The following is a 16492-nucleotide window of genomic DNA, read 5'->3' as shown; positions in this document are numbered from 1 at the left end:
CCGGTCAGTCAGTCTTCCCCTTGCCGATGATCCTAGTCGGAAACGGCTCACCCGGTCGCCGCGCCGAGGTGCCCGGCGCATGCGCTTCGTCCGAGTCATCGTCCCGCCGCCGCTTTGGCGCGACCCGCTCCAGCAACGCCTGCTGCTCCGCCGGAATCTTGTAATCCCAGCCGAAGCGGCTCAACTGCAAACTCTGCGCGATACGCAGCGCCGGCTCCATGAAGCGGACCGCGGCAGCTGGCTGATAACGCGACTCCACCGTATCCAGGAACAGATACAGCCAGCGGCTGAAATGCTGCGGCTCGACGCCCTCGAGCGGCTGATGCGCCTGCTGCACATTGCCGCGGTATTGCTTCGCGCCCAGTACCAGACTGCCCCAGAAGGTGCACATCTTGGGCAAGTGGTCGTCCCAGCGGCCCGCCAGCGTCGCCTCGAACACGGGGCCCAGCAGCGGATCGGCGCGCACCCGGTCGTAAAAACCGTAGACGAGCTCGCGAATATTCGCCTCAGTAGGCTCGGCGGCGCGCTCGACAACCGGTGCGGCGGGAAAAGACGGATTCATGCAAATTCCGGATAAAGTCGTTATTCATTATGAATCGCCACATGGCGCCACAGACCGTCAGGAATGACCTCAAACTGTGTCCAAACAAAAGGAAGTAGGCCACGAATGCCCCGCTTTTCGTATGAATGGCCCGTGCGGGAAACGTTACCATTACTGCCGAAAGACAAACACCGACTGTCAGCGCAAAATAAGAAAACATGCGTAGCGCCAGCATCTTATGGCGAAGCGACGGCCCCCGGCAACCCTTGCATCGACGCGGTTATCCCCCGGATCGCGGCTTGCGCTCATCGTGGCACCTGCACTTATGAGACTGACCGACTATACGGATTACTCACTACGCGTCCTGCTGTACCTCACCGTCCGCGGTGAAGGCTTATCGACCATCCAGGACATCTCGGACGCGTACGGGATCTCCAAGAACCATTTGATGAAGGTGGTGCAGCAACTCGGCGAACTCGGCTGGGTCGAGACGGTGCGCGGGCGTAACGGCGGCCTGCGGCTGGCCGAACAAACCAGCGCGTTGACGGTGGGCGAAATCGTGCGGGCCACGGAAAGCGACTTTGCGCTCGTCGGCTGCTTCCCGGAGCAGCAAAGCGAGCGCCGGGCCTGTGTCATTACATCGCACTGCCGTCTGCGCGGCGCGCTCGAGGCGGCGCGCAACGCGTTCCTGGCCGAACTCGATCGTCACACCATCGGCGAGGTTGCAGAGCCGCACGGCCCGCTGGCTGTGCTGCTGGGTTTGAGCACCGTCATTCCGATCGTGCCGGTTGCTTCCACTGGCGGCGCCACGCCGGCTTCCTGAAACCTGCGGGCAAGTTCTCGCGCGTCAAATGTTAAATAGTTGTTGCTGATTGCAAAAAAACGCTTGAAACCTGCGTAAAACGCCTCAATTTGGTGGTAATTGAAATTGGAGGTCTCTTGATGAGAATCGACAAACTTACTACTAAATTCCAGGAAGCACTGGCCGACGCGCAGAGTCTGGCCGTCGGTCACGACAATCAATACATCGAACCGGTTCATGTCCTCTCGGCGCTCGTCGCCCAGCAGGATGGGTCGGCGCGTTCGCTGCTCTCGCGTGCCGGCGTGCATGTTCAGGCGCTGCAAACTGCGCTGAACGATGCCATTACGCGCCTGCCGCAAGTGCAGGGCACCGATGGCAACGTGCAGATCGGCCGCGAACTGACCGGCTTGCTGAACCAGGCGGACAAGGAAGCACAAAAACTCAACGACACATTCATCGCGAGCGAGATGTTCCTGCTCGCGGTTGCCGACGACAAAGGCGAGGCCGGGCGTCTGGCGCGTCAGCACGGCCTGTCGCGCAAGTCGCTGGAAAGCGCGATCGCGGCGGTGCGCGGCGGTTCGCAAGTGCATAGCCAGGACGCCGAAAGCCAGCGTGAAGCGCTGAAAAAGTACACCGTCGACCTGACCGAGCGTGCGCGGGCCGGCAAGCTCGACCCCGTGATCGGCCGTGACGACGAAATTCGCCGTTCGATCCAGATCCTGCAACGCCGCACCAAAAACAATCCGGTGCTGATCGGCGAGCCGGGCGTGGGTAAAACCGCGATCGTCGAAGGTCTCGCGCAGCGTATCGTCAACGGTGAAGTGCCGGAAACGCTCAAGGGCAAGCGCGTGCTGTCGTTGGACATGGCGGCGTTGCTGGCCGGCGCAAAATACCGCGGCGAGTTCGAAGAACGCCTGAAGGCCGTGCTGAGCGACATCGCGAAAGACGAAGGCCAGACCATCGTCTTCATCGACGAAATTCACACGATGGTCGGTGCGGGCAAGGCCGAAGGCGCAATGGACGCGGGCAACATGCTCAAGCCGGCGCTCTCGCGCGGCGAACTGCATTGCGTCGGCGCCACCACGCTCGATGAATATCGCAAGTACATCGAAAAAGACGCTGCGCTCGAGCGCCGCTTCCAGAAGGTGCTGGTCGACGAACCGTCGGTTGAAGCGACCATCGCGATCCTGCGCGGTTTGCAGGAAAAGTACGAACTGCATCACGGCGTCGACATTACCGACCCGGCGATCGTCGCGGCAGCCGAACTGTCGCATCGCTACATCACGGATCGTTTCCTGCCGGACAAGGCCATCGACCTGATCGACGAAGCCGCTTCGAAGATCAAGATGGAAATCGACTCGAAGCCGGAAGAAATGGATCGGCTCGACCGTCGTTTGATCCAATTGAAGATCGAGCGCGAAGCCGTCAAGAAGGAAAAGGACGAAGCGTCGCAAAAGCGTCTGCAACTGATCGAAGAAGAAATCGAGCGGCTGGATCGCGAATATTCGGACCTCGAAGAAATCTGGACCGCGGAAAAAGCGGCGGTGCAGGGCAGCGCGCAGCTGAAGGAAGACATCGAAAAAACGCGTGCGGAAATCGTTCGCTTGCAGCGTGAAGGCAAGCTGGAGAAGGTCGCCGAGTTGCAGTACGGCAAGCTGCCGGGTCTTGAAGCGCAGTTGAAGGAAGTGACCCAGGCCGAAGCGAAGGAGCAGAACAATCCGACGCGGCCGCGTCTGTTGCGCACGCAAGTCGGCGCGGAAGAAATCGCTGAAGTCGTCTCGCGTTCCACCGGCATTCCGGTGTCGCGCATGATGCAGGGCGAGCGCGAAAAACTGCTGCAGATCGAAGAGAAACTGCACGACCGCGTGGTCGGTCAGGACGAAGCGATCACCGCGGTGGCCGACGCGATTCGTCGTTCACGCGCGGGTCTTGCGGATCCGAACCGGCCGTATGGCTCGTTCCTGTTCCTCGGGCCGACCGGCGTGGGCAAGACCGAGCTGTGCAAGGCGCTGGCGTCGTTCCTGTTCGATTCGGAAGATCATCTGATCCGTATCGACATGAGCGAATTCATGGAGAAGCATAGCGTCGCGCGTTTGATTGGCGCGCCGCCGGGCTACGTCGGCTACGAGGAAGGCGGTTACCTGACCGAAGCCGTGCGCCGCAAGCCGTACAGCGTGATCCTGCTCGACGAAATCGAGAAGGCGCATCCGGACGTGTTCAACGTCCTGCTGCAAGTGCTCGACGACGGCCGCATGACCGATGGCCAGGGCCGTACCGTGGACTTCAAGAACACGGTGATCGTGATGACGTCGAACCTCGGTTCGCAGGTGATCCAGGCGATGGTCGGCGAGCCGCAGGAAGCGGTGAAGGACGCGGTCTGGGAAGAAGTGAAGCTGCACTTCCGGCCCGAGTTCCTGAACCGGATCGACGACGTCGTGGTGTTCCATGCGCTCGACCGTTCGAACATCCAGTCGATCGCGCGGATTCAGCTGCAACGTCTGCACGAACGGCTTGCCAAGCTCGACATGCAATTGGTGGTGTCGGACGCGGCGCTCGAGCACGTCGGCAAGGTCGGCTACGATCCGCTGTTCGGGGCGCGGCCGCTGAAGCGCGCAATCCAGCAGGAGATCGAGAACCCGGTCGCCAAGCTGATACTCGCCGGCAAGTTCGGTCCGAAGGATGTGATTCCGGTCGAAGTGGAAGACGGCAAGCTGGTGTTCGACCGCGTCGTGCACTAAGCGAAACGCGTTGGGCTAAGGATGGAACGGCAGAGATTGGGCCGTTCCATCCAAAGTTAAAAAGCGGCAACGAAGGTGACTTCGTTGCCGCTTTTTTCGCCTGCTTGCGTCTGCTACAGGGCGGTGACGGGTGACGAGCTTACTTACGCGTTGCCCTTGCCGAACAGCGCCGACAAGCCGCCGAGCGCGCCGAGCACGGTCGTTGAATTCAGTTTGCCTTCGGCGGGGACTTCGCCGTCGGGCGTGGCCGCGTTGACAACGTGCGGCAGAATCTGCGAGAGCAGACCGGTGACCTGATCCGGTTGTACGCCGGCCTTCGCTGCGAGGTTGGTGACGACGTCCGACCCAAGCACGCTGTGCAGGGCGTCGGGCGAGATCGCCTGGTTCTCGCCGTTGCTGACCCACGACGACACGACGTCGCCGAGCCCCTTTTCCTTGAAGCTGCTGATCAGCCCGTTCAGGCCGCCCGGCTGGTTGTTGACGAATTCCAGCGCGGCTGAAATGAGGGCTTGCTGGCCACCGCCTTCAGGCGATTTGCCAACCAGGGAACCGATAGTGTCGAGTAGGCTCATGACGGTCTCTCTTGAATGCCGACCCGTGTTTGACGAGTCAGCGGGTGAAAACGCCGCACGGTCGCGCGGCGCCGGTGGAAGGAAGGTAGCCGGGAGCGGGGCCGCGCTTACGTGTGCATCACGCGCGTATCGCACGTGACCAGCGCGGCCGCCATGCGGCCGGTACTCAACCCGATTTACGCCCCGCCAGAGGCTGCCGCAGCCGATGCAGCCTTGCTCTTCTTCGCCTTCTTCTTCGAAGCCTTGGTGCCGGACGCGTCGGCCGGCGCGCTCGCAGCGGCCGCTGTGGCCGGCGCGGAAGCTGCCGCTGCGTCGGATGCCGCGGCCTTGCTCTTCTTCTTCGACTTCGATGCTTTGGTGCCGGATGCTTCGGCAGGCGCCGCTGGTGCTGTTGTCGTCGCCGCGGTGGTCGCCGCAGGAGCGGCTGCCGGCGCCGCCTTGGTGCTGGCGGTGCTGCTGGACTTCGAGGCAGCTTTGGCGCCCGTAGGCGGCGTGGACGAGCCGTTGATGGTCAGACCGGCTGCTTCGAGATTGGTCACCGATTTGGTGCCGATGCCTTTGACGCGGGTGGCGAGATCATCGGCATCCTTGAACGGGCCGTTTTTGGTGCGTTCGTCGATGATCGCTTTCGCATGCACCGGCCCGATACCCTTGACCGATTCGAGCGCCGCCTGATCGGCGGAATTTACTTCGACGGCTGCCGCAAATCCGGCCGACAGCGACAAAGCCAAAGCAACGCAAAGCATCAAAAGCTTCTTTAGCATGGCAAGCACTCCATTGAGGGCAAAAAAAGTTAGCCGCAAAGGGAAAACTCGGGACGACGCACCTTGTCAGCAGGCGCTGCGCTTAAGCATAGAACAAATTGCGCGCCCTTATTTGCAAACGCCGACGATTTATACCGATCGATTCATGACAAGTAAATCAGGCTGGACAATATTTGAAGCTTTTGCCTAGCGATTAAGCAGTTATGAGTTTATCGATCCTCCGTAAATAACGACAAGGCAGATAAATGACAGCGCCTTCTACTTGACTTAGAGTGCACTCGAAGTCCTAACCTGAGTTCCGTCATGTCGAAAATGTCAAAAGCACTCACCATCGGCGAGGTCGCCGCAACGATCGGCGTCTCCACTCACACGCTGCGCTATTACGAGCAGGCCGGCCTGATTCGAGCGGTCGGGCGTACGCAGGCGGGGCATCGCCTGTATTCGCCGGCCGATCTCGACTGGCTGCAGTTCGTGATGCGTCTGAAGGCGACCGGCATGCCGATCGCCGGGATGCAGGCGTTCGCGGCGCTGCGGGCAGAAGGTCAGTCTACGGTGGGTGAGCGCCGCGACTTGCTGGTGGCGCATCGGGATGCCGTTTTGGCGCGGATCGCCGAGTTGCAGAGCAATCTCGGCGCGATCATCGACAAAATCGCCTATTACGAGACCGCTGGGCGGACGCCCGCCGCGAGCACGCCGACACGACAGATCGACGAAACCCAATCACTTTCGCATTCGGACGAGGACTCACCATGGAACACGCACAAAACGATCGCTACACCCGAGGCTGGGACAAACTGAAGGAAATCGACGGCTCGACCGGCGAGCAGGTGATCGCCGCGCTTGCGCCGATCGCGCCGGATTTTGGACGGCTGCTGATCGAATTCGGCTTCGGCGATATTTACAGCCGGCCGCAACTCGATCTGCGGGCGCGAGAAATCGCGACGATTGCCTCGCTGGCGACGCTCGGCTGCGCGCAACCGCAGTTGAAGGTGCATATCGAGGCGGCGTTGAACGTCGGCTGCACGCGCGAGGAGATCGTCGAAGTGTTCATGCAGATGGCGCTCTATGCGGGCTTCCCGGCGGCGCTGAACGCGCTGTTCGCAGCAAGGGAGATTTTCGAGCGGCGGGATCAGGCGTCGGAGGAAGCACAAGCGGCTTGAGACAGGAGAGAAGGGCGGCTGCCGGGGGTGGCCGCTTTTTATAGGGCTCAAGATGCAACTAACGGTCAGCTATTGTGTGCCACTCCGACGTGGCGGTGGCGGTATAACCTGAAAACCTGGCTAGCATGGCTGGGGCCTTTTCCTTCGGTATTGCGCCGCAGCTGCCACAATCCGGTCAACCATTCCCGACAACCTGGTGGGCCCGGCAACCCCAGCAAGCCGATTGAGCCCAACAAGCCCCTCAAGCCGCCGAATCCACCCTGACCACCGCCTCAGCGCGCAAATACCGCTTGCTTACGCCACGCCAGTACAACAGCAAACCGATCCCGGCAATCGCCAGGCTCACCGTATTGGCGACCCAGAAACCGCGCGCGCCGGTCAGCCACTCCGGCGTGAAACCCGTGACATTGAAGCCAAGCAGATACCCGCCGCCGAGCCCCACGCCCCACAGCGCAACCGCATAGATGACGGTCGGCACGACCGCCACCTTGTACGCGCGCAGCACGAATGCGGTGGTGATCTGCAACGCATCGAACACGTGATAGCACACGACGATCAACACCAGCGGCATCGCCGCCGCCGCGACCTGCGCGTTCGGCGTATAGCCTTCGATCACGTACGGCCGCAGCACCAGCACGATCGCGCCGTAACAGAAGGCGATCGCCACCGCCATCATGATGCCGTGCCGCGACAGCGTGCGCGCCGCTTCCGGGCGATGCGCGCCGAGCGCCTGGGCGACCAGCGTCGACGAGGCAATCCCGATCGCCAGCGGCGTCATATAGAGCACCGCACCGATGTTGCCGGCGATCTGGTGGCCGGCGAGCGTCGTCGTGCCGAAGCGCGCAATAAAGAGCGCCATGAACGTGTAGGAGGTGACCTCGATCAGGTACGACAGACCCATCGGAATGCCGAGGCGCAACTGTGCCGCCTGCCGGCGCCAGACGGGCCAGCAGAAGTGCGCAAAGATCGCGAACGGCTTGAACACGTCGACGCGCGTCAACAGCAGCATCCCCACTACGGCCAGCCCCCAGTTGATCGTGGTGCTGGCAAGCGCGCAACCCGGTCCGCCGAGCGCCGGCACACCGAGTCCGCCGAAGATGAACCATGTGTTGAGCGGCACCTTGAGCAGTAGTGCGCCGATCTGCAGGATCATCACCAGCCGCGGTTTGCCGACGGCATTGGTGATCGAGCTATAGACGCGAAAGGCAAGGCCGGCCGGCAAGCCAAACGCCAGAATCTGCAGGTAGGCGACCGTGCGCTCGTGCAGCGCTGCGGGCACGCGCGCGAGCTGCAGCACGCGTCCCGGAAAATAGAGAATCAGAAAGCCGATCACGGTCAACGCGAGCGCGAGCCACAAGGCCTGGCGCGCTTCCTCGCCGATCTCCGTATAGCGGCGCGCGCCATAGAGTTGCGCGGTGATCGGTTGCAGCGCGGTGAGGATGCCGGTCAGACCGATGTAGACGGAAATGTAGATCGATGAACCGAGGCCGAGCGCGGCGAGATCGACGGCCGAATAGCGCCCGACCATCGCCGTGTCGATCACGCCGAACGCGATGATCGCCAGTTGGCCAATCAGCACGGGCCATGCGAGCCCGGCGATTTTCCGTACGTCGGCGAACATGCTCAGTCCGGCTTCTTATGCCAGTTGCGGCGTTTGACGACCGGCGGCTTCGGACGGTCGATCCGCACGTACAGGCGGAAGCGTTCGTCGCGGTCGGCCACGCGGCGGCCTTCCCACACCAGCTTCCACACGAAGTCCGACATCGCGCTCGGGTCGCCGAAGTCCTGGGTGTCCTGACGCAGGATCACATCGCAATCCTGGTTGAATGAGAAATGCATATCGCCGAAATAGGCGAAGGTTGCGATCTGCGCATTACCGAGGCGCACCGGCGAGATGCAGGTGTAGTCCTCCGGCAGATGGCTCGCGATCTGCTCGGCGACGTCCTTATAGGTCCGGCTGTAGTTGACAACCGGCAGCCACAGCGTCATCAGCAGCACCCACATCAGCGTCGTGCCGGCGCTCGAGAGCACCACGCTGCGCCACAGCACTTTCGGATGACGGGCCAGACGCCATTGCACCAGGACGAACCAGCAGATCGTCACGGCGACCGCGCACACGAACGACAGAACCTTGAACTCCGGCGCGAAACCCGGCGCGAGACGCGCGAGATTGCGTGCGAGCGGATGCGGGAATCCGGTTAGCCCGGCCGCATAGACCAGCCAGACGAAGCTGCCGAGGATCGTGAAGCTCAGTAGCGCGAACCAGTCGATCGCGTTGATCGCGCCGCGTTTGAGCGTGGGCAGTGCGAAGGTGGCCAGCACCGCGAGCGGCGGCAACAGCAGCATGTAAAGCCGGTTCGACTGATGGCTCTGCAACACGACCAGCACGAGCAGCGGCCCGATCACCGACAGCGGCATCGCCACGTGCGGCGCGCGCCGCAGGCCCGACCAGCTGAACCACGCCCACAGCGCCAGCGGCCAGGCGGGCCAGGTGAAGAGCGGCAGGTTCTTGAGCGCGTAGGCGGCTACCGAGCCGGGTGGCCCGGCGAACGACGACAGGCTGACGTGCACCCATTGATTCAGGTACCAGACGGCGTCGTCGGGAAAGGCGGCGAGTGCGGCGATCGGCCACGAGACTGACAGCGCGAGCGCCACCGGCAAACCGGCCAGCAGCAGCCAGCGCGTACGCGCTTCGCGCACGATCAGCGCCATTGCCAGGGTCCCGAGCAACAGCGCGCCGACCAGCACCGGGCTGCTTGCCAGGGTGACGAGGCCGAGCGCCAGGCCCCAGATCAGCGCGCCCTGAATGGGCTTGTCGATCATCCGCACGAGCCCGTACACGAGCATGGCGATGCCGAAGAACTGCGCGAGCTGCGGCGTGGTTTCGTGACCACGTTCGGCAAGACCGAAGCAGGCGAGCAGGATCAGCAACGCGCCGTCGGCGAGGGTGCGCCCGTAATCGCGCGGCTCCGGCTCGCCGCCGAATGCATATTTGAACGGCTGCACTTCGGCACGTCGGCCGAGCAGGTAGGCCGCATACCAGACGAACCCACAGCCGGCGCAAAACAGCAGGCCCGTGAAGACGCGTGACGCGTTGCTCGCATCGACCCACGGCGCGAGCGCGCGGATCGCGCTGGCGCCGAGCCAGTAGCCGAGCGGGCCGTCTTCCGTCATGTATTTGCCGACCAGATTCGGCAGCAGCCAGTCGTGCGCGCTGCCGTTGGCCATCGTCCACATGACGCCGAAGCCGGCTGCGTCCTCGTTCTTCCACGGATCCCGGCCGAACAGGCCGAAAAATGCGTAGACGATACAGATGGTCAGCAGCAGCCAGCGCGGCAAAGCACTGGTCGCGGAGGCAGTGAGGCGAACGGCAGGTCTCATGCGGTGTGTGGATATCGGATAAGCGGTGCAGCCGGGACCGGATGGATTGTCCGGCGGGAATGGCCAATTTGGAGCATCCGGCATTGTAGTCGTGCCGTGCGATGCGCGTCACGGCTGGTAATGGCTCGCAACGTCATTGGGGTGCCTGTAACACGGCGCCGCGGTGGGCGACGAGGTGCGACGAGACGTCCGGGGTAAGAGGACAAAGAAGCGAGACAAACAGGCGCTACGAACAAGCGGAGACAAAAAAGGGCAGCTCGCGCTGCCCTTTTTTGCTGCTGCTTCGTTGCGGGCCAAGGCCGGCGACGAGGCGGGTATTACTTCGCTGCTGCCTTGCCGGTAGCGCGCGAACCGAACTTCTTGTTGAACTTCTCGACGCGGCCTGCCGTGTCCATGATCTTTTGTTGGCCGGTGTAGAACGGATGCGATTCCGACGATATTTCGATCTTGGCGAGCGGGTAAGTCTTGCCGTTGAATTCGGCGGTTTCACGCGTCTGGATGGTCGAGCGCGTCACAAACTTGAAGTCGATCGACATGTCGATGAACAGGACTTCGCGGTAATCCGGGTGAATGCCTTCTTTCATGGTCTTTCCTTTAATCTGGCGGTAGCCAACCCGCGAGCAGCCGCTACGAATGCGGACAGCATCTAGGCGCGAGCCACTTGCCTATGGTCGAAAAACGGCGATTATGCCAGAAAATCAGTCGCTTGACGACCTTTCTGCCAGCTTTTTGGCAGCCGCTTGCCTCGTTTTCACCACGTTTTGGGCGCCGCCGCGCGGGTTCGTATCGGGTGGGTCGGCGGCGCGGCAGCCCTTATCCGGCGGGCGCTTGCGCGGCGGCGGCTTCAGGTCGGAGCGAATTCCAGCCCGATCCGCGCCGGATCCTGCCTGTAATACCGCGCCAGCAAGCGGTATAGCTCGGGATACTCCGCCTCGAAGGCCTGCGGCTGAACGAACAGCGCCTCGCTGCAAACGGCAAAAAATTCCGACGGATGGTCTGCCGCATACGGATCGATCAGCGAATCGCGCTCGAAACGTGCCCAGCGGCGCTCCGGCACGGCGTCGACTTTGGCGCAGAAGTGGTCGTAGGCATGATCGAAAACGTCCGCCCACGCTTGCGTGTCGAGCGGCGCGTGCCAGCGGCGCATAAGTGGTGGGTGGCCGTCCGCCTCGCCGGTCAGCATGTCAATCTTGTGCGCGAATTCGTGAATCACGACGTTGTAGGCGTCCGAGCCGTCCGTCATCTGCGCGTCTTCCCACGAGAGAATGACGGGGCCGCCTTCCCACGCTTCGCCGCTCGCGTCCTGTTCGACCTCGTGAACTACGCCGTCTTCGTCCTCGACCGTCTTGCGGATCACGAACTCGCCCGGATAGACGATCACGCCGACCCATCCACGATACAGATCGAGGCTCAGATTCAGCACTGGCAAACACGCTTGCGCGGCGATCGCCACGGTCATGGCGTCGGTTAGTTCGAGTTCGTGCGCGGTCGAAAATTCTTTTTGCGCGATGAACAGACTGGTCAGCTCGCGCAGACGCACGCGATCCGGCGCCTCCAGGTGGGCGAGGAACGGCAGGCCGTCGAGCGTGGCCTGCCAAAGCGCGTCGTCGATCGCGTAGTCGCGCAGCGCGCGGTCGCGGCGGCGCGTGCCGAACCATTGGGTGAGTTTCGAGAGCATGGCCTGATGAAACCCTTAGTCGATCTGTTTTTGCCACGCGGCGAACAGGCCGCCGCATATCGCGACGCCAACCAGAAAGTAGAAGCCGTCCAGCGACGCCAGAAAACTGGCCTGCTGCGCGACCGTCCGGCTGATTTCTACTATCGCGAGCGAATGCGCCTCGGACGCCGAGCGGCCGGCTGCGCTGAAGCCGCGGGTCAGCGCCGCGAGCGAATTCTGGAACAACGGATTGTACGGATTCACGAACTCCGCAAGGCGCGCTTGATGCAGCGCCTGCCGATGTTGTTCGACGATGATCACCGAGGCCGTCGCGAATGAGATCGTCAGTTGCCGCACGATGTTTTTCAGCCGGTAGCCGTGCGTGAATTCCTCAATGGCGAAGATTCTAAACGTCAGATTGGCGACCGGCAGCACAATGAACAGTAACAGCAAGCCGCGCAGCAGCATCGGCACGATCAGCGCGGCTTCGCCCACGCCCGGCGACATGCGCGTCATCCATGCCGCGGCGAATGCGGCCACCGCGAAGCCCGGCACGATGATCCACTTCTTGCGCGGCAGGAGCTTCGCGTAGCGCAGGTAGACGAACAGCGCGCTCGCCGAAATCAGCGACGTCACGCCGACCAGCCGCCCGGCATTCTCGACGGGATAGCCGAGGCCGCTCTCGAGAAAGCGCGACGTCAGATAGCTGAACACCGTCGAGATGTAGTAGTAGAACATGTACAGTACGAGCCCGACCTGAAACACCTTTTCGCGCAGCGCGTGCAGGCGCATCAGCGGCGCCGGATGGTGCCATTGCTGGTACGCGAACCAGCCGAGCGCGACGATGCCCGCGACCGTCAGCAGAATCAGTCCGGGCGAGGCGCTGAACAGTTGGAACCGCACTTGTTGCATGACGATTTGCAGCGCGCCTTGCGCGAACGCGAAGATCAGGTAAGGCCAGAAGTGCGCTGCGCCGCGCTCTTCCGGGAGGCGGTTGCCGGTGTCGGGCAGGGCGAGCAGGGCAAGGATGGCAAACAGCACACCTACCGGCGCGGTGCAGGCGAACAGCGCACGCCAGTCGAAATGCGCGACCAGTTGACCGCCGATCAGCGGCGCAAGCGCACTGCTCAACACGATCAGCACCAGAAAAGCGCGCGTCGCCGCGGGTCGCTGCCGCGGCGTAAAGCTCATCTGGATCAGGATGCGGCAGGTGCCCATCATCGGGCCAATGAAGTAGCCCTGAAAGCCGCGCGCGAAGGCGAGTTCTATCGATGACTCGCACAGCGTGGCGGCGATCGCGCCCACTGAATAGAGCAGCATGCAGCCGGCCACGTAGCGCCGGTAACCGAAGCGCTCGACCCACCATTGCTGTTGCAGGATGCCGAGCACAGCCGCCACCGCGTAGGCGCTCGACGCCCATACCAGCTCGTCCGGCGACGCATTGATGCCGCCCGCGATGTAGCTGGTGAAAAACGAAAAAATCGCGTTGTCGAAATAGTCGAGGCCGGTGACGGCGGCCAGTACCCACGGGAAAAAATCGCCGCGCAGTTTTGCGGCGCTAAACAACGGTACGCGAGAAGACGTGGCGCTCATGCGGATTTGTCAGGCTCTGCGGCATCGGGTGCTGCTTCGTCCTGCGTCTTACGGCGTTTCGCGGACGGACCCGCCGCCGCCGCCGCGCGCGCGTTGCGCCGTTGCTCGAGCAGAACGTCGGCGTTTTCTCCCGCGAGGCGGCGTTCGAGATAGTCGAGATCGGGCGCCAACTCGGTCCGCAGCTTCTGCGCTTCCTTGAGTTCGCGACGCATCGCTTCGATGCGCGTGTCGAGGGCGCTGACCTGTTGCGAGAGGGCGTCACGAATCTGCTGCAGCGATTCCTGCGAGTAACGGTGGCCGCCGTCGACTGCTTCGAGCGGGCGTTTGAGCATCTCGGTGACGCTATGCAGCGAGAAACCGAGTGAGCGCAAACGCAGAATGCGGCCGAAGCGCTTGAGGTCTTCCTCATCGTACTGCCGGTAACGGCCTTCGCTTCGACCAGGCGAAACGAGGCCGCGCTCCTCGTAGTATTTCAGCGTGCGTGGTGTGACGCCAAGGCGCTCCGCGGCGTCTCGGACGGTCAGCAGGGTGGGCGAGTCCTTTGACATGGGAGTTGGCGGGTTGGATGGATTGACCGCATTATAGTACAACGTGTACGTTCACGTTCAGGTTGGCAGAGGGGCACCAGCATTTGAATGAGCGCGGTGCCTGTGTGTCATTGCAGGTGCTGCGGACGAAAAAAAAGCCGCTCGTTTGCGGTGAGCGGCTTTTTTGCGGTGTGGTTGGTTGCTTCTGGTGCAGCCTTGAGGCTTAAACCTTAGCTGCCGCCGCCACGGCGCATCATGTCGAAGAACTCGGAGTTGCTCTTCGTCTGGCGAATCTTGTCGAGCAGGAATTCCATCGACTCGACTTCGTCCATATCGTGAATGAACTTGCGCAGCACCCAGATCTTTTGCAGGACTTCGGGCTTGATCAGCAGTTCTTCACGGCGCGTGCCGGACTTGTTCAGGTTGATCGACGGATAGACGCGCTTTTCAGCCAGGCGACGCTCCAGGTGCACTTCCATGTTGCCGGTGCCCTTGAACTCTTCGTAGATCACGTCGTCCATGCGGCTGCCGGTTTCGATCAGCGCTGTACCGATGATGGTGAGCGAGCCGCCTTCCTCGATATTGCGCGCCGCGCCGAAGAAGCGCTTCGGACGTTGCAGCGCGTTCGCGTCGACACCACCCGTCAGCACCTTGCCCGAGGCCGGCACGACGGTATTGTACGCACGTGCGAGACGCGTGATCGAGTCGAGCAGAATCACCACGTCGTTCTTCATTTCGACGAGGCGCTTGGCTTTTTCGATCACCATTTCGGCGACTTGCACGTGACGCGCAGCCGGTTCGTCGAACGTGGAGGCGATCACTTCGCCGGCCACCGAACGCTGCATTTCGGTCACTTCTTCCGGGCGTTCGTCGATCAACAGCACGAACAGCACAACGTCAGGGTGGTTTTGCTTGATGGCGTGCGCGATGTGCTGCAGCATCACCGTCTTACCGGACTTCGGCGATGCAACCAGCAGGCCGCGCTGGCCCTTGCCGATCGGCGCGATCATGTCGATGATTCGGCCCGTGACGTTTTCTTCGCCACGCATTTCACGTTCGAGCAGCAGCACCTTGTTCGGGTGCAGCGGCGTCAGGTTTTCGAACATGATCTTGTGCTTCGAGGCTTCCGGCGGCTGGCCGTTGACCTTGTCCACCTTGACCAGCGCGAAATAGCGTTCGCCGTCTTTCGGCGTGCGCACTTCGCCTTCGATCGTATCGCCCGTGTGCAGGTTGAAGCGGCGGATTTGCGACGGGCTGATGTAAATATCGTCCGTGCTGGCGAGATACGAGGTTTCCGGCGAACGCAGGAAGCCGAAGCCGTCCGGCAGCACTTCGAGCGTGCCGTCGCCGAAGATCGTGTCGCCCGTTTTGGCTCGTTTTTTTAGAATGGCAAACATCAATTCCTGCTTGCGCAGGCGGTTTGCACTTTCGATCTCAAGGCCATTGGCCATCTCGATCAATTCGGACACGTGCAGAGTCTTAAGCTCGGATAAATGCATACGGAGAACCCGCAGGAGAAGGTGCGACGAAATGAAATCTGGGAGGAGAGTGAGCGGAACCGCTCAAGGACTTACACGTCTTTTCGACGTTTTGCGGATTCTAGCATAGCACACGCCAAATTCCGTCAGTACGACGGTTTGGCATCTTTCTTATTAGGCGTGTTGTCACTGGACAACACGCCTATAGCAGCGCGCCTGAAGGTCCCGAGGGCCTCACGCGCGCCGATGCGGCAGTTTTACAGGTTGCCGTCGAGGAACGCGGTGAGTTGCGACTTCGACAATGCGCCGACCTTCTGCGCGGCGACAGCGCCGTTCTTGAAGAGGATCAGCGTGGGGATGCCACGCACGCCGAACTTGACCGGCGTCGATTGATGTTCGTCGACATTGATCTTGGCGATTTGCAGGCGATCGGCGTAATCCTTCGCGACTTCGTCGAGGATCGGCGCGATCATCTTGCACGGACCGCACCATTCAGCCCAGAAATCGAGCAGCACGGGTTTATCGGATTTCACGACGTCCTGTTCGAACGATGCGTCGCTAATATGCTTGATTGATTCGCTCATTGTATGAATACCTCTATCGGTTCGAGGCCCGCCTGAATTGCTCGCCACGATACGTCAAAATCTAAGGAAACTTCCGTTCGCTTTGCCGCAATCGGAGTCTTACCTGCGCACGCCTGAAATGGTCGAAAAACCCATTCTGGAATGCGCGGAAAGCTCGCGTCTGCGGGTCATCCGTACCGGAGTTTAGCTTAATTCGCTATGCGTTGCCGGTGGTGATAGTACTCATCAAGGGCAGTGGGGCCAACGGCTGCCGGTGAAGCACCGCTACGTTCTGATAACCGCGACGCAGCTTATCTGGTGGCGGGCGGCGCAAACTCAAGTGACCCGGACGCGTCATTCGAGGGTAGTGTCTATATGGTACGAAGCGCGTGATTCGGCGCGTCGATGTCGGTTTGGTCGTATTAACAGTCGCGCGACGGGCCAAGCGGTGATAGAATGTTTCGTGACGGGCCTCCTCGCATGGAGGGATGGTCAACCTGGTCAGGTCGGGAACGAAGCAGCCACAGCCGTTTTCCACCAGTGCCGAGGGTCAGGCTCGTCACCTTCCTTTCTTCTGTGTTTTTCTGCCTTACCTCCCATTTTCTGTTTACCCCAAGCGCTGTCACCCAGACGCCGCAGTGGCATTTCTCGCGCGCTTCATCTATTTTTTTCTATCGGTCCGTTAGCCTGTTTCAATGAAGCGGCAACACGCGTTC

16 protein-coding genes and 1 other RNA gene are annotated in these 16492 nt (G+C 61.6%); 6 read left to right on the top strand and 11 right to left on the bottom strand.

Annotated features, from left to right (window positions below; genetic code table 11):
* Positions 1–4 precede the first annotated feature (4 nt).
* Positions 5–562 (bottom strand): group III truncated hemoglobin, encoded by a 558-nt coding sequence (locus tag M0D68_RS13090; RefSeq protein WP_266224467.1) that lies wholly within the window; start codon positions 560–562, stop codon positions 5–7.
* Positions 563–866: 304 nt separating this feature from the next.
* Between M0D68_RS13090 and M0D68_RS13085 the strand changes: the two genes are divergently transcribed.
* Both M0D68_RS13085 and clpB read left to right on the top strand, forming a co-directional pair.
* The gene (locus tag M0D68_RS13085) at positions 867–1364 is read left to right on the top strand and encodes an Rrf2 family transcriptional regulator (RefSeq protein WP_266224466.1); all 498 of its coding nucleotides are present in this window, start codon (positions 867–869) and stop codon (positions 1362–1364) included.
* A gap of 119 nt (positions 1365–1483) precedes the next feature.
* Positions 1484–4081 carry an ATP-dependent chaperone ClpB gene (gene clpB, locus M0D68_RS13080; protein ID WP_093632636.1) on the top strand — a complete coding sequence of 866 codons (2598 nt, stop codon included), beginning with the start codon at positions 1484–1486 and terminating at the stop codon, positions 4079–4081.
* A gap of 143 nt (positions 4082–4224) precedes the next feature.
* Here the strand turns inward: clpB and M0D68_RS13075 are convergent, their stop codons facing one another.
* Both M0D68_RS13075 and M0D68_RS13070 read right to left on the bottom strand, forming a co-directional pair.
* Positions 4225–4653 (bottom strand): YidB family protein, encoded by a 429-nt coding sequence (locus M0D68_RS13075; protein ID WP_054039452.1) that lies wholly within the window; start codon positions 4651–4653, stop codon positions 4225–4227.
* Between the two features lie 176 nt (positions 4654–4829).
* Positions 4830–5417: a helix-hairpin-helix domain-containing protein gene (locus tag M0D68_RS13070; RefSeq protein ID WP_200619915.1), complete on the bottom strand. Its 588-nt coding sequence runs from the start codon at positions 5415–5417 to the stop codon at positions 4830–4832.
* Between M0D68_RS13070 and M0D68_RS13065 the strand changes: the two genes are divergently transcribed.
* The 3 genes from M0D68_RS13065 to M0D68_RS13055 all read left to right on the top strand — a co-directional run bounded on the left by M0D68_RS13065 (position 5416) and on the right by M0D68_RS13055 (position 6577).
* Positions 5416–5607 carry a hypothetical protein gene (locus tag M0D68_RS13065; protein ID WP_200619916.1) on the top strand — a complete coding sequence of 64 codons (192 nt, stop codon included), beginning with the start codon at positions 5416–5418 and terminating at the stop codon, positions 5605–5607. The genes M0D68_RS13070 and M0D68_RS13065 overlap by 2 nt on opposite strands.
* A 113-nt stretch (positions 5608–5720) precedes the next feature.
* A complete protein-coding gene (locus M0D68_RS13060) occupies positions 5721–6215 on the top strand; it encodes a MerR family transcriptional regulator (RefSeq protein ID WP_093632638.1) in 495 nt (164 codons plus the stop codon).
* Positions 6167–6577, top strand: coding sequence for a carboxymuconolactone decarboxylase family protein (locus tag M0D68_RS13055; RefSeq protein ID WP_093632639.1), 411 nt, complete (start codon positions 6167–6169; stop codon positions 6575–6577). The genes M0D68_RS13060 and M0D68_RS13055 overlap by 49 nt, the downstream gene beginning before the upstream one ends.
* A gap of 241 nt (positions 6578–6818) precedes the next feature.
* Here M0D68_RS13055 and M0D68_RS13050 read toward each other — a convergent pair whose 3' ends face one another.
* The 8 genes from M0D68_RS13050 to trxA all read right to left on the bottom strand — a co-directional run bounded on the left by M0D68_RS13050 (position 6819) and on the right by trxA (position 15797).
* The gene (locus M0D68_RS13050) at positions 6819–8198 is read right to left on the bottom strand and encodes an MATE family efflux transporter (protein ID WP_256456453.1); all 1380 of its coding nucleotides are present in this window, start codon (positions 8196–8198) and stop codon (positions 6819–6821) included.
* A 2-nt stretch (positions 8199–8200) separates the two neighbouring features.
* Positions 8201–9958 carry a glycosyltransferase family 39 protein gene (locus M0D68_RS13045; protein ID WP_266224464.1) on the bottom strand — a complete coding sequence of 586 codons (1758 nt, stop codon included), beginning with the start codon at positions 9956–9958 and terminating at the stop codon, positions 8201–8203.
* Between the two features lie 317 nt (positions 9959–10275).
* Entirely contained in the window at positions 10276–10542 is a 267-nt protein-coding gene (locus tag M0D68_RS13040) for a type B 50S ribosomal protein L31 (protein WP_054039460.1), read from the bottom strand.
* A 260-nt stretch (positions 10543–10802) separates the two neighbouring features.
* Positions 10803–11636 (bottom strand): M90 family metallopeptidase, encoded by an 834-nt coding sequence (locus M0D68_RS13035; RefSeq protein WP_200651751.1) that lies wholly within the window; start codon positions 11634–11636, stop codon positions 10803–10805.
* A gap of 15 nt (positions 11637–11651) precedes the next feature.
* A complete protein-coding gene (locus M0D68_RS13030; protein ID WP_266224463.1) occupies positions 11652–13208 on the bottom strand; it encodes an MFS transporter in 1557 nt (518 codons plus the stop codon).
* On the bottom strand, positions 13205–13756 hold the full coding sequence (locus tag M0D68_RS13025; RefSeq protein ID WP_266224462.1) for a MerR family transcriptional regulator: 552 nt from the start codon (positions 13754–13756) through the stop codon (positions 13205–13207). Before M0D68_RS13025 ends, M0D68_RS13030 begins: the two co-directional genes overlap by 4 nt.
* A gap of 209 nt (positions 13757–13965) precedes the next feature.
* On the bottom strand, positions 13966–15234 hold the full coding sequence (gene rho, locus M0D68_RS13020) for a transcription termination factor Rho (RefSeq protein ID WP_006048863.1): 1269 nt from the start codon (positions 15232–15234) through the stop codon (positions 13966–13968).
* 236 nt (positions 15235–15470) lie between these two features.
* Complete coding sequence (gene trxA, locus M0D68_RS13015) at positions 15471–15797, bottom strand: thioredoxin TrxA (RefSeq protein ID WP_054039468.1); 327 nt, start codon at positions 15795–15797, stop codon at positions 15471–15473.
* 444 nt (positions 15798–16241) lie between these two features.
* Here trxA and ffs point away from each other — a divergent pair.
* An RNA gene (gene ffs / locus M0D68_RS13010) (signal recognition particle sRNA small type) lies at positions 16242–16340 on the top strand.
* The last annotated feature ends 152 nt before the right edge of the window (positions 16341–16492 follow it).

It is taken from the genome of Paraburkholderia sp. SEWSISQ10-3 4 (assembly GCF_030464785.1).
GTDB lineage: Bacteria > Pseudomonadota > Gammaproteobacteria > Burkholderiales > Burkholderiaceae > Paraburkholderia > Paraburkholderia aspalathi.
This window is presented reverse-complemented; position numbering and strand designations above follow the sequence as displayed.